Origin of the sequence: Nocardioides solisilvae (assembly GCF_003194625.1) — a bacterium.
Taxonomy (GTDB): domain Bacteria; phylum Actinomycetota; class Actinomycetes; order Propionibacteriales; family Nocardioidaceae; genus Nocardioides; species Nocardioides solisilvae.
In genome coordinates, this window is the sequence record NZ_QHKX01000001.1 from 659,191 (window position 1) to 672,250 (window position 13,060).

Genomic DNA, 13,060 nt, shown 5'->3' on the forward strand with positions numbered 1-13,060 from the left:
GCGGCGGCTCTTGACGCGACCACCGGTCCGGACGCTACGGTGCACAACATCGAACGTATGTTCGAGTGTGGTAGCAGTGACCGCGCCGGAGACGGCGCACAGTCTGAGGAGAGTGCGGGATGCACGAGCGGTACAGAGACCGGCTGGCGGTCCTCTACCCGTGCCACCACGGGTCCCATTAGCCCGAACCGTTCCCGGCGCGGGCCCGGCTCCCTCGGAGTGCTCATGCCGACCCTGCTCCCCGCGCGGCCCACCTTCACCGGTCGCGGCACCGGCGACCTCGGCTCGCTGACCCACGGCCTCATCGGCTCTCACATCCAGTTCGTCACCGGCGGCGAGGAGCCGAGTGACCTGCTGGCTCGCATGTACGCAGTCGCCTACGCCGTCATCGACGCCAACCCGAACGCCACCCGTGTACTGGCGACCGAGGCAGCCAGCCTCGCGTTCCGTTACCTGACCGAGTTCCCGCCCGCTCCGCCGTGGCGGCTCCTCGCGGTCGAGTACGACACCGGCAGCGGGCCTGTGGACCTGGCGTGGGTGCACGAGGCGACCGGTGAGGTGTTCTTCGACGAGGTGAAAACCAGCCGGGTGTCCAGCGGGCGTCAGGTGCCGCCGACCTGGGTGGCGCAGGCGCGCCGATACGCGGCTGCCGGGTCGGTCCGGTTCAGTGGCTCGTTCCTCGGAGTGCGCCTGGTGCCGTTGATGTCCGCCGACACAACCCGGCTGGTGCGCGACCGTGAGCCGGTGGCCGGGCTGTCCCCTACGCCGGTGGCACCGCTGCGCCGCTCGGTTCCGGGTGGGGGTGTGCGCTGATGACCACCTCGATGTCGCACGAGCAGAGCCATGGGTTCGTGGTCACGCCGGAGTTGAGGGACGCAGTGCTGTCCACCCTGCTGCGGCGCAAGGAGGAGCAGGGTCAGGTCCGCAGCGCTGACGTACGTGACGCGGTGCGGGTGCTGGGCTGTTCGGAGCGGACCGTGTGGCGGTGGTTGCAGCGCGGCTACGGCCCGAAGACGCAGCGCAAGCGTTGGGAGCCGGACCCGGAGTACAAGACGATGCTGGTCCGTCACGGCGGCTCCATCGCCGACCTCCGCGAAACCCTGGTGGCGGACGGCAAGGAGACCGTGTGCGCCCGGACGATGCAGCGCGCGTTCGCCCGCGAGTACCCCGCCGCGTTGCTCGCCTTCGCCCGGGAGGGCTACCAGTCGGCGCAGGCGCAGTTGCCGACCAGCAAGATGCCCGACCTGGCCGTCAACGAGGAGTGGTCGATGGACGACACCCAACTGCCGGTGTGGTGCATCCTCCCGTCCGGCGAGGTCGGTAAGGCGCAGATGCAGGGCATCATCGAGGGCTGCACCCGCTACATCTTGTCGTTGAACGTTTCTCCTTACACGTTCAACACCGAGGACGCCGTGGAGAACCTGGCGACTGCGATGGCGGGCCACCACACCGAAAACGGCGTATTCGTCGGCGGAAAGCCTCGCGCGCTGCGCACCGACCGGGGCAGCATCTTCGTCGCTCGCGCCACCTCGATGGGGTTGGTGACCGAGAAGATTGACCGCCGTTACAGCGAGCCGTATACGCCGCAGCAGAACGGCAAGATTGAACGCTGGCACCGCTTCAAGCGCAGGTTGCGGAAGTTGCCCGGTTTCGACTGGACCGACTTCAAGCCAGGCGACCCGCGCAAGGCTGCCGTCCCGCCACCACCGGAGCACCTACTGACATCGGGTGTCGCGACCACTGACATCAAGGTGTCGCGTCTCATCAGTGGGCCATGTCGACGAAGCGCGAGTAGTGACCCTGGAAGGCGACGGTGATGTCGCGGGTGGGGCCGTTGCGGTGCTTGGCCACGATCAGGTCGGCCTCGCCGGGGCGGGTCGACTCCTTCTCGTAGACGTCGTCGCGGTGCAGCAGGATCACCATGTCGGCGTCCTGCTCGATGGAGCCGGACTCACGCAGGTCGCTCATCATCGGACGCTTGTCGCCACGCTGCTCGGGGCCACGGTTGAGCTGGGAGAGCGCGATGATCGGGACCTCGAGCTCCTTGGCCAGCAGCTTGATCTGGCGGGAGAACTCCGAGACCTCGAGCTGGCGGGACTCGACCTTCTTGCCCGAGCTCATCAGCTGCAGGTAGTCGATGACGATGAGGCGCAGGTCGTGCTTCTGCTTCAGGCGCCGGGCCTTGGCCCTGATCTCCATCATTGTCATGTTGGGCGAGTCGTCGATGTACATCGGGGCGGCCGAGACCTCGCCCATCTTCTTGGCGAGCTTGTCCCAGTCCTCCTCCTGCATGTTGCCGTTGCGGATGTGGTTGAGCGCCACCTTCGCCTCGGCGGACAGCAGTCGCATGACGATCTCGGAGCGCGTCATCTCCAGGCTGAAGAAGACCGACGCCATGTTGTTGTGGATCGACGCGGCGCGACAGAAGTCGAGGGCGAGGGTCGACTTCCCCATGGCAGGTCGGGCCGCGACGATGATCATCTGGCCGGAGTGGAGACCGTTGGTGAGGTCGTCCATGTCGGCGAAGCCGGTCGGCACGCCGTAGACGCCGGCCTCCCGGTTGCTGATCGCCTCGATCTCGTCGAGGACGCCGTTCATGATGTCGCTCAGCGGGGCGTAGTCCTCGCCGGAGCGCTTGTCGGCGATCTTGTAGACCTCGGCCTGCGCCTGGTCGACCACGTCGTCGACCTGGCCCTCGCCCGCGTAGCCGATCTGGACGATCTTGGTGCCGGCCTCGACCAGCCGCCGCAGGATCGCCTTCTCGCGCACGATCTCGGCGTAGTAGCCGGCGTTGGCCGCGATCGGCACGTTGGCCGAGAGGGTGTGCAGGTAGGGAGCCCCGCCGACCCGCTGCAGCTCGCCGCGCCGCTGCAGCTCGGCGGCGACGGTGACCGGGTCGGCGGGCTCCCCACGGCCGTAGAGGTCGATGATCGCGTCGTGGATCAGCTCGTGGGCGGGCCGGTAGAAGTCGACCCCGCGGACCGTCTCCGAGACGTCGGCGATCGCGTCCTTCGAGAGCAGCATCGAGCCCAGGACGCTCTGCTCCGCGGCGTTGTCCTGCGGGGGCGTCCGGTCGTGGGGCCGGCGCGGGGCCTCGCCGGGCTCGTAGGCCGCGGGACCGTCGCCCCACTGCTCGAAGTCGTCGCCGTACGGGGGCTCGGAGGGCCCGACCGTGTCCTGCTCGGCGATGCTCAAGGGGGGCCTCCGGGAGGGTGTGGAAGGGGGCTGACCAGCGCTGTCCACGGTAGGGAAGACCACCGACAGGACGGGTCCGGGGACCCCCGGGCGGGGAGGTCCCGGGTGCTGTCCGTGCGCGACGGTACGTCCCGGCGGGCCACTTGGCACAGCCCGTTCTCCACAGGCTCTGTGGATAACCCACCCGTGGTGGTGCAGGAACTCTCCGCATCTGTGCAGCAGCCCGGGTGTGTTGTGTGGAAAACATGTCCACAACTTCCACGACACGCCCTCTGACCTGCGAAGACGTCGTACCCAGCCTGTGGATGAAAGTTGGGGACAAAGAAATTTGCCCGGCCCGCCCGGCATGTGAAACCCGTCGGTTGCTTTGTCGACAAGTAGGTGACGACACGCCGAGGGGTGTGATATCCCCCGGATGTCCACAGGGGACGTCGGCTCAACCCGTATGAGTCAAGCGTCACTGCTGCCCATTACACTGCGCAGGTGCGACGGACCGACCGGGAGATCCTGCGGCTCGCCGTCCCCGCGTTCTTCGCGCTGGTCGCCGAGCCGCTCTACCTGCTGACCGACTCGGCGATCGTCGGGCACCTCGGGACGGCCGAGCTGGCCGGTCTCGGGATCGCGGGCGTCATCCTCCAGACGGTCGTCGGGCTCTGCGTCTTCCTGGCCTACGGCACCACTGCCAGCGTCGCCCGACACCTGGGCGCGGGCGAGCACCGCCGGGCGCTGGCCCAGGGCGTCGACGGGCTCTGGCTCGCCGTCCTCATCGGCGTCGCCGCCACCGTCCTGGGCATCACCCTGACCGATCCGCTGGTCGGCGCCTTCGGCGTCTCGTCGGAGGTCGCGGGCCACGCCCGGACCTACCTGGGGATCGCCTTCCTCGGCACCACGCCGCTGCTGCTCATGCTCGCCGCGACCGGCGTGCTGCGCGGGCTCCAGGACACCCGCACCCCCCTGGTGGCCGCGGTCGCCGGCAACGGCCTCAACGTCGTCCTCAACCTGCTGCTCGTCTTCGGCGCCGGCCCCCTGCCCGGACTGGGGATCGCGGGCGCCGCCCTCGGCTCCGTCGTCGCCCAGACCCTGGCGGCCGCCCTGCTCGTCGCCGTGGTGGTGCGCGCCGCCCGCCGAGAGGGGGCGCCGCTCTCCCCGGACCGGGCGGGCATCACCGCCGCCGCACGCGCCTCGGTCGGCCTCGTGGTCCGCACCCTGACCCTGCGGGCCGCCCTGCTCGTGCTCGCGTGGTCGGTGGCGACCGTCGCGACCGGCGACTCGGGAGCGGAGGTCGCCACCCACCAGGTCGCGCTCACGCTGTGGAACTTCCTCGCCTTCGTCCTCGACGCGGTGGCGATCGCCGCCCAGGCGCTCACCGGCAAGGCGCTGGGGGCGGGGGACCGCCGCCAGGTCCGCAGGCTCACCGCCCGGATGACGGCCTGGGGGCTCTGGTCCGGCGTGCTCACCGGGGTCCTCGTGGCAGCCGCGAGCCCCTGGCTCGGCGTGCTCTTCACCCCCGACCAGGAGGTCCGCGACCTGCTGGTCCCCGTGCTGCTGGTGATGGCGCTCGGCCAGCCCCTGGCCGGTGTCGTCTTCGTGCTCGACGGGGTGCTGATCGGGGCCGGTGACGGCAGCTACCTCGCGCGGGCCGGCGTCCTCACCCTCGTCGCCTTCGCCCCCGCCGCGCTGCTCGCGGCGTCGTGGGGCGTCGGGCTCGTCACGATCTGGGTGCTGTTCGTCGTGCTCTTCATGGGCGCCCGCGGGGTCGTGCTGGTACGCCGCGCCCGCGGCGACGCCTGGATGGTCACCGGCGCCGCCGCCTGAGCGGAGACGACTCCGGCCCGCCCACCGCGAGGGTGGACGGGCCGGGGCGTCGAGCGGGTGGGTCAGGCGGGGATGACGTTGAGCGTCACCTTCGCCGAGACCTCGTCGTGCAGCTTGACCGAGACCTCGTGGGCACCGAGGGCCTTGATCGGGTTGCCGAGCACGAGGGTCCGCTTGTCCACGGACTCGCCGGTGCTCGCCTCGAGGGCGCCGGCGATGTCGGCGGCGGTGACGGCGCCGAAGAGGCGACCGCCCTCACCCGCACGGACCTTGAGCTGGACCGGCTGGCCCTCGAGCTTGCCCTTGAGCTCCTCGGCGTGCGCCTGGTCGCGCACGGCGCGGGAGGCACGGGCCGCCTTGATGGACTCGATGGTCTTCTCGCCACCGCGGGTCCAGCGGATGGCCTCGCCACGGGGCACGAGGTAGTTGCGGCCGTAGCCGTCCTTGACCTCGACCACGTCGCCGGCAGCGCCGAGGCCGTCGACTTCCTGGGTCAGGATGAGCTTCATGTCTCCGACTCCCTTCAGCGACCGGTGGAGGTGTAGGGCAGCAGGGCGACCTCGCGGGCGTTCTTGACGGCCATGGCCACGTCGCGCTGGTGCTGGACGCAGTTGCCGGTCACGCGACGCGCACGGATCTTGCCGCGGTCGGAGATGAACTTGCGGAGGAGGGTGGTGTCCTTGTAGTCGACACCGGTCGCCTTCTCCTTGCAGAACTGGCAAACCTTCTTCTTGGGCTTGCGAATCACTGCCTTGGCCATTGTGGTGCTTCCTCTCTAGAAGCCCGGCCGGTGAGGCCGGAATGGTTGAGGTGTATTCGAACGGGAGGTGGTTTCGAGACGGGCGCTGAACGCCCTCCTCAACCACCGGTCGAGGGGAGCGGGACGCCCTCCTCAACCACCGGTCGAGGGGAGCGGGACGCCCTCCTCAACCACCGGTCGAGGGGAGCGGGACGCCCTCCCCGACCACCGGATGGATCAGAAGGGAGGCTCGTCCTGACCGACCCCGGGGGCTCCCCACGGGTCGTTCTGGCCGCCGCCCTGACCGCCGCCCTGGCCACCGCCGTACCCGCCGCCGCCCTGGGAGGGCTGCGACGGAGCCGGGGTGCTCCAGGGGTCGTCGGCCTGGGAGGCGCCGCCACCGGCGTAGCCGCCCCCGCCACCGCCCTGGAAGCCACCGCCGCCACCGCCCTGACGGGTGGTGCGGGTGACCTTGGCGGTCGCGTACTTCAGGGACGGACCGATCTCCTCGACGTCGATCTCGAAGACGGTGCGCTTCTCGCCCTCGCGGGTCTCGTACTGCCGGGACTTGAGCCGCCCCTGCACCACGACGCGCATCCCCTTCTGGAGGGACTCGGCGACGTTCTCCGCCGCCTGGCGCCAGATCGAGCAGGAGAGGAACAGCGCGTCGCCGTCCTTCCACTCGTTGGTCTGGCGGTCGAAGGTCCGCGGGGTGGACGCGATCCGGAAGTTGGCCACGGGTGCCCCCGAGGGGGTGAAGCGCAGCTCCGGGTCGTCGACCAGGTTGCCGACCACGGTGATGACGGTCTCGCCTGCCATGTCAGGACTCCCTCATTGATCCATCGGTGATGTGGTGCGAATGTCTGCCGGTGTCATCGTCGCCGACGCCACCGACAGGAGTCAGGGCTTCTCCACAGGAGAGGCCCGTCCTCGGTCAGCGCTTGCCGGGCTTGATGACCTTGGTGCGCAGGATGGACTCGTTGAGGGTGAGCTGGCGGTCGAACTCCTTGACCGTGGCCGGCTCGGCCTGCAGCGAGACGACGGCGTAGATGCCCTCGGCGTTCTTCTTGATCTCGTAGGCGAGACGACGACGTCCCCAGACGTCGACCTTCTCGACCGTCCCGCCGTCCTTGCGGATGACGTTCAGGTACTTGTCGAGCGACGGCTCGATCGTGCGCTCTTCGAGACTGGGGTCGAGGATGACCATGACTTCGTATGCACGCAAAGCGGTCTCCACCTCCTCTGGACTCAGGCGGCCACGGACTCTCCGTGGCAGGAGGGCTTGCGTTCGCGACGGTCGGGCCCGCCTCGGCGGGCCCGGGTCGCGGTCGTCGGACCACCTCCCACTGAGGAGGCGGCGGGCGACAACCGGCCAAGGCTAACAGTCGGCACCGGCTGCCGGGGAATCGAGCGCACGGGTCCCGGACCGTCCCCAGGCGCCGCCGTGCGCCGGGCCGGGGGCCGACCTGTGGATGGGTGCCGGAGCCGTCGGCCGCTGCGCCTACGGTCGCACCGTGAGCTCCACCGCGCGCCCCGGACCCCGGCTCGTCGCCGGGCGCTACCTGCTGCTCGACCAGGTCGGGGCCGGCGGGATGGGCTCGGTGTGGCGGGCCCGCGACGTCCGGACCGGCGAGCTGGTCGCCGCCAAGGTGCTGGGCCAGCACTCCGGGGCCCTGCTCGCCCGCTTCCTCCGCGAGCAGGCGATCCGGCTCCGCCACCCCCACGTGGTGGCGCCGACCGGGTGGGCGGCCGAGGGCGACGTGGTGCTGCTGACGATGGAGCTGGTCACCGGCGGCTCCGTCGCCGACCTCCTCGCCGAGCAGGGGCCGCTGCCCGACGGCCTGGTCGCCGTCGTCCTGGAGCAGACCCTGCTCGCGCTCGACGCCGTCCACGCGGCCGGCATCGTGCACCGTGACGTGAAGCCGGCCAACCTGCTGCTGGAGCCGCAGGACGACGGCCGGCTGCACGTCCGGCTCGCCGACTTCGGCATCGCGGTGACCCTGGCGGGCGAGCGGCTCACCACGTCCCCCGCCGCGGTGGGCACCCCGGGCTACATGGCGCCCGACCAGGCCGCGGGCGCGCCGCCCGACCCGCGGCAGGACCTGTACGCCGTCGGCATGCTCGGGCTGCACCTCCTCACCGCCCGGCGCCCCGTGCCCGGGGAGCCGCTCCCGTCCACGCGGCTGCGTCCGCTCCTGGAGTCGCTGCTGGCGGCCGCCCCGGAGCACCGCCCGCCCGACGCGCGCGGGGCGCTGCTCCTCCTCCGGCGGCTCGACGTGCCGCCCGCCCCGGCCCCCGACGTCCGGCCCCGGCTCGGACCGGCCCCGGACGCCCGCCCCGGCGCCGGGCTCCGGGCCCTGACCGGCGTGGGCCCGCTCGCGCTCGCGCTCGTCCCGCTCGCGGTCCTCGGGATCTCCTTCGCCGTCACGCTCGGCAGCTTCGTGCTGCTCGCCCGGCTGCTCGGGGTGTGGGAGTGAGGGGCACGGCGTCGACCTGCGAGCACGCGCGCGAGCGGCCACCGGAGCCGTCGGCGCGGGTTCCTAGACTCGGGTCATGAGCAGCGAAGCCACCGCCCCGTCCTCCGGCTCGACCCTCGTGGTGGGCGCCCACGTCGACCAGCGCGACCCGGTGGGCGAGGCGCAGGCCCGCGGGATGGGCCTGGTCCAGCTCTTCCTGGGCGACCCGCAGGGCTACAAGGGTCCCGAGGTCGCCCACGAGGGTGGCGCCGAGGGGCTCCGCGCGGAGGCCGAGGCCGCCGGGGTCGACCTGTACGTCCACGCGCCGTACGTCGTCAACGTCGCCACGACCAACAACCGGATCCGGATCCCCAGCCGCAAGCTCCTGCAGAAGCACCTCGACGCCGCCGCCGAGATCGGGGCCAAGGGGCTGATCGTCCACGGCGGTCACGTCAACAAGGCCGACGACCCGGCGGTCGGCTTCGACAACTGGCGCAAGGCTGTCGAGGCGAGCGACCTCAAGGTCCCGCTGCTGATCGAGAACACGGCCGGGGGCGACAACGCCATGACCCGCTACCTCGAGCGGATCGCCGGGGTCTGGGCGGCCATCGAGGGCACCGAGGGAGCCGACCGGGTCGGCTTCTGCCTCGACACCTGCCACGCCCACGCCGGCGGCAACGCGCTCGAGACCGTCGTGGCCGACGTCCTGGCGATCACCGGCCGGATCGACCTCGTGCACTGCAACGACAGCCGCGACGGGTTCGACTCGGGCGCCGACCGCCACGCCAACCTCGGCGCCGGCCAGGTCGACCCCGACCTGCTGGCGGCCGTGGTCCGCGACGCCGGGGCGCCCGTGGTGCTGGAGACCCCCGGCGGGGTCGAGCAGCACGTCGCTGACGCCGCCTGGCTCCGCGAGCGCCTCTGACCGACGTGACCGGCGTGACGTGGCACACGCGGTGTTTCACGTGAACCCCCCGTGGGTACCGCCCCCAGCACGGGCGTGCAGGGCCCTGGCCGCCGGGTGTCGGCCAGGTCCCTGCTCGGGCCCGCACCTCCCCCGCGGGTAGCCTCGAGCCGTGCCCCAGACCTCCGGACCAGACGCCGTCCCCGACCCGTCGACCGCCGGACCGCTGGAGGCCGGACCCCTGGAGGCCGGCGCCCTGGAGCTCCGGGTCGTCGGCGCCGACGAGCACCTCGCGTTCCTCCGCACCCGGCCCTCGGCGTCGTTCCTCCAGACGCCGGCCTGGGCGGCCGTCAAGCCGGAGTGGCGCGCCCAGTCCCTGGGCTGGTTCACCACGCGCCCCGACGCGGCCGGACCCGCGGGCCGGATGGTCGGCGCCGCCCTCGTCCTCTACCGGCAGCTGCCCAAGGTCAGGCGCTACCTGGCCTACCTCCCCGAGGGCCCGGTGATCGACTGGCAGGACCCCGACCTCGCCCGGTGGCTCACCCCGCTGACCGCCCACCTGCGCCGCGAGGGCGCCTTCGGCGTCCGGATGGGTCCCCCGGTCGTCACCCGGCGCTGGTCCGCCGCCGACCTCAAGGCCGGCATCGCCGACGAGGCGGTCCGCCGACTCGACGACCTGGTGCCGCTCGAGCGGAGCCGCGACGGCGCCCGGGCCGTCTCCCAGCTCCACGAGCTCGGGTGGGTCCCGCAGGCGGTCGAGGGCGGCTTCGCCGCCGGCCAGCCGCAGTTCAACTTCCACCTCCCGCTGGTGGTCGACGGCCGCCCGCGCACCGAGGAGGAGGTGCTCAAGGGGATGAACCAGCAGTGGCGGCGCAACATCAAGAAGGCCGACAAGGCGGGGGTCGTCGTCACCTCGTCCTCCGGCTCCGCGGCCGACCTCGGCGCCGACCTCGAGGCCTTCCACGCGCTCTACGTGCACACCGCCCAGCGCGACGGGTTCACCCCGCGGCCGCTCTCCTACTTCCGCACGATGTTCGACGCCCTCTCCGCGGAGGAGCCCGACCGGATCGTGCTCCACCTCGCCCGGCACGAGGGCGACCTGGTCGCGGCCACGATCTCGGTGCGGGTCGGCACCCACGCCTGGTACTCCTACGGCGCCTCCTCCACCGAGAAGCGCGAGGTCCGCGGCTCCAACGCCGTGCAGTGGGCGATGGTCCGGGCCGCGCTGGCGGCGGGCGCGGAGGTCTACGACATGCGCGGCATCACCGACACCCTCGACGCCGACGATCCCCACGTCGGGCTGATCCAGTTCAAGGTCGGCACGGGCGGCGAGGCCGTCGAGTACGCGGGGGAGTGGGACCTGCCCCTCAACCGGCCGCTCTACAAGGCGTTCGACCTCTACATGAGGAGGCGCGGATGAGCCTCGTCCTCACCGTCGACGGCGACCGCTGGCGCGGCCACCTGCGCGACGTCGCCGAGCGCACCCCCGGCCTCGTGCCGGTGGCCAAGGGGAACGGCTACGGCTTCGGGCTCGCCCGGCTCGCCCGGCGCACGGCCTGGCTCGCCGAGCAGGTCGGCGGAGGCGACGTGCTCGCCGTCGGCACCTACGACGAGCTGCCCGAGGTGGCCACCCGGTACGGCGGCAGCCTGCTCGTGCTCACCCCCTGGCGCCCCTTCGGCGCCGCGCTCGACCTGGACCCGGCCCTCGCCCGGCGCGTCGTCCACACCGTCAGCCGCCCCGAGGACCTCGCCGCCCTGCTCGAGCGGCAGCCCGACGCCCGCTACGTCCTCGAGCTGGTGACGTCGATGCTGCGCCACGGGATGACCGGTCGGCAGCTCCGCGACCTCGGCGGCCTCACCGCGCGTGGCCGCCTCGAGGGGGTGGCCATGCACCTCCCGCTCGCCCAGGGCTCCCACCTCTCCCAGGTGCACCGGCTGGTCACCGACGTGGTCGCCGCCGGCCTGCCCACCCGGAGCCTCTGGGTCAGCCACCTGACGCCCGACGAGCTCGACCGGCTGCGGGCGTCGTACGCCGACTTCGAGATCCGTCCGCGGATCGGCACCGACCTGTGGCTCGGGGCCCGCGACGCGCTGCGCGTCACCTCCACGGTCCTCGACGTGCACGCCGTCGAGCGCGGCGACGTCTTCGGCTACCGGTCGCGGACCGCGCCGAAGTCGGGCCACCTGCTGGTGGTCAGCGGCGGCACCGCGCACGGGATCGGGCTGGAGGCCCCCACCGGCGAGCAGAGCCTCAAGGCCCGGGCCGCGACGCTGGCCCGCGGCGGCCTCGACGCCGTCGGCTTCGTGCGCTCGCCGTTCTCCATCGACGGCAAGCAGCGGCTCTTCGCCGAGCCGCCGCACATGCAGGCCTCGATGCTCTTCCTGCCCGCGGGCGCGCGGGTGCCCGCGGTGGGCGACCCGATCGACGTCCGGGTCCGCTACACCGCCACCGCGTTCGACCGCGTCGACGTCGTCTGAGCCTCGCCGTCGGGGGCGTCGGCCGCGGCACCCGGGCGCGGCTCCGGCTCGTCGGACCCACCCTCGACCGGGTCGCGGTCGACCGGGTCGTGCTCGGGCCGCAGCACGTCGCGGGTGACCAGGGCGACCAGCCACAGCTCGGCGGCGACCCGCAGCACGATCGCCACCCAGTAGAAGACCGGCTGCCCGTCGGATCCCGGGGCCAGGAAGCCGCCGAGGTACCACCAGACGGCGGCGAAGTAGAGGAGCTCGGCGGCCTGCCAGGCCAGCAGCTCGCGCCAGCGCGGCCGGGCGAGCACCGCCAGCGGCAGCAACCACAGGACGTACTGCGGCGAGTAGACCTTGTTGACCAGCAGGAAGCCGGCCACCACGAGGAAGCCGAGCTGCGCGAGCCGCGGCGGCCTGGGGGCCAGCAGCCCGACCACGAGGACCGCGCCGCACCAGGCCCCGAAGAAGATCCACGAGCCCCGGTTGACGAGCGCGTCGGTGACCTCGTCGCCGGTGAACTGCTGCCAGACGAGCCAGAGCGACCCCAGGTCGGCGCCGCGCTCGCTGTTGAAGCTCCAGAAGACCTTCCAGTCCTCGGGGCCCAGCAGCCAGGCCGGCAGGTTGGCCACCCCCCACGCGAGGAAGGCGGCGCTGACGGTGTTGACCAGGTCGGCCCAGCGGCGGCGGCGCAGGCAGAGCACCAGCACCCCGCCGAGGAGGAAGAGCGGGAAGAGCTTGGTCGCGGTGCCGAGGCCGATCATCACGCCCGTGAGCACGGGCCGGTCCCGGGACCAGGCCCACAGCGCGGCGGCGACGAACCCGATGGCCAGCAGGTCCCAGTTGACCAGGCCGGTGACGGCCAGCGCCGGGGCCAGCGCGAAGCCGGCCGCGTCCCAGGGCCGGGAGCGGCGGCGCCCGGCGGCGTCCCGGCCGCGGTTCACGCCGGCCAGCAGCCAGGTGCTGAGCAGCACCACGAGGGCGAAGCCGGCCGCGTTGACCGCGACGTAGAGCGTGCCCTCCTCCGCGACGTCCCGGTCGGGGTCGTCGGAGGCCGGTGAGCCGCTCAGCCACCAGGTGACGTGGCTCGTCGCCCAGGCCCAGTAGGAGATGCCGACCGGGTACTCCATCGCCTGGTACTCGGCCCGGACCTCGGCGTCGTCGGAGTAGGGCCAGTGCCGCTCGGTGAAGCCGCGCCCCGTGTAGAGGTAGGGCATGTCGGAGTAGCACATCGCGGTGTAGCGGACCTCGCCGTCCTGCCACTGCGACGTCACGCACGGCGCCTTGGTCATCATCCCCAGCGCGAGGCAGACCCCGGTGAGCACGAGCAGCACCCGCACCGGCGTCCACCAGCGGTGCCGGGCCACCCGGCTGCCGGCCGGGCCGCCGACGACCTCGGAGAGCGCTGCCACCGTCGGGTCGTCGCGGGTGGCGTGCACCCAGCCGGGCTCCCGGGGCTGCTCGACCGGCGTGCGTCGCGTCATCTCG

At 72.3% G+C, this 13,060-nt stretch carries 13 protein-coding genes; 7 read left to right on the forward strand and 6 right to left on the reverse strand.

The window, feature by feature from the left end:
* Positions 1-225: 225 nt before the first annotated feature.
* Positions 226-813 (forward strand): hypothetical protein, encoded by a 588-nt coding sequence (locus DNK53_RS03160; RefSeq protein ID WP_162599742.1) that lies wholly within the window; start codon positions 226-228, stop codon positions 811-813.
* Positions 813-1,817, forward strand: a complete 1,005-nt coding sequence (locus DNK53_RS03165; RefSeq protein ID WP_110180814.1) for a DDE-type integrase/transposase/recombinase — start codon at positions 813-815, stop codon at positions 1,815-1,817. Before DNK53_RS03160 ends, DNK53_RS03165 begins: the two co-directional genes overlap by 1 nt.
* Here DNK53_RS03165 and dnaB read toward each other — a convergent pair.
* Positions 1,765-3,195 (reverse strand): replicative DNA helicase, encoded by a 1,431-nt coding sequence (gene dnaB / locus DNK53_RS03170; protein WP_110180815.1) that lies wholly within the window; start codon positions 3,193-3,195, stop codon positions 1,765-1,767. The genes DNK53_RS03165 and dnaB overlap by 53 nt on opposite strands.
* A gap of 483 nt (positions 3,196-3,678) precedes the next feature.
* Between dnaB and DNK53_RS03175 the strand changes: the two genes are divergently transcribed.
* The gene (locus DNK53_RS03175; RefSeq protein ID WP_110180816.1) at positions 3,679-5,010 is read left to right on the forward strand and encodes an MATE family efflux transporter; all 1,332 of its coding nucleotides are present in this window, start codon (positions 3,679-3,681) and stop codon (positions 5,008-5,010) included.
* A gap of 62 nt (positions 5,011-5,072) precedes the next feature.
* Here the strand turns inward: DNK53_RS03175 and rplI are convergent, their stop codons facing one another.
* The 4 genes from rplI to rpsF all read right to left on the reverse strand — a co-directional run bounded on the left by rplI (position 5,073) and on the right by rpsF (position 6,974).
* Entirely contained in the window at positions 5,073-5,519 is a 447-nt protein-coding gene (gene rplI, locus DNK53_RS03180) for a 50S ribosomal protein L9 (RefSeq protein WP_110180817.1), read from the reverse strand.
* 14 nt (positions 5,520-5,533) lie between these two features.
* Positions 5,534-5,770: a 30S ribosomal protein S18 gene (gene rpsR / locus DNK53_RS03185; RefSeq protein ID WP_101525917.1), complete on the reverse strand. Its 237-nt coding sequence runs from the start codon at positions 5,768-5,770 to the stop codon at positions 5,534-5,536.
* A 216-nt stretch (positions 5,771-5,986) separates the two neighbouring features.
* On the reverse strand, positions 5,987-6,568 hold the full coding sequence (locus DNK53_RS03190) for a single-stranded DNA-binding protein (protein WP_110180818.1): 582 nt from the start codon (positions 6,566-6,568) through the stop codon (positions 5,987-5,989).
* A 115-nt stretch (positions 6,569-6,683) separates the two neighbouring features.
* Positions 6,684-6,974: a 30S ribosomal protein S6 gene (gene rpsF / locus DNK53_RS03195; RefSeq protein WP_110180819.1), complete on the reverse strand. Its 291-nt coding sequence runs from the start codon at positions 6,972-6,974 to the stop codon at positions 6,684-6,686.
* A gap of 289 nt (positions 6,975-7,263) precedes the next feature.
* On the opposite strand from rpsF, the gene DNK53_RS03200 reads away from it, so the two are divergent.
* The 4 genes from DNK53_RS03200 (at position 7,264) to DNK53_RS03215 (ending at position 11,587) form a co-directional block, all read left to right on the forward strand.
* A complete protein-coding gene (locus DNK53_RS03200; protein ID WP_162599743.1) occupies positions 7,264-8,226 on the forward strand; it encodes a serine/threonine-protein kinase in 963 nt (320 codons plus the stop codon).
* Between the two features lie 76 nt (positions 8,227-8,302).
* Positions 8,303-9,130, forward strand: coding sequence for a deoxyribonuclease IV (locus tag DNK53_RS03205; RefSeq protein ID WP_110180821.1), 828 nt, complete (start codon positions 8,303-8,305; stop codon positions 9,128-9,130).
* 235 nt (positions 9,131-9,365) lie between these two features.
* A complete protein-coding gene (locus DNK53_RS03210) occupies positions 9,366-10,529 on the forward strand; it encodes a lipid II:glycine glycyltransferase FemX (protein ID WP_110181381.1) in 1,164 nt (387 codons plus the stop codon).
* Positions 10,526-11,587, forward strand: coding sequence for an alanine racemase (locus DNK53_RS03215; protein ID WP_110180822.1), 1,062 nt, complete (start codon positions 10,526-10,528; stop codon positions 11,585-11,587). The genes DNK53_RS03210 and DNK53_RS03215 overlap by 4 nt, the downstream gene beginning before the upstream one ends.
* Here the strand turns inward: DNK53_RS03215 and DNK53_RS03220 are convergent.
* The gene (locus tag DNK53_RS03220; protein ID WP_110180823.1) at positions 11,548-13,056 is read right to left on the reverse strand and encodes a glycosyltransferase family 87 protein; all 1,509 of its coding nucleotides are present in this window, start codon (positions 13,054-13,056) and stop codon (positions 11,548-11,550) included. The genes DNK53_RS03215 and DNK53_RS03220 overlap by 40 nt on opposite strands.
* Positions 13,057-13,060 lie beyond the last annotated feature (4 nt).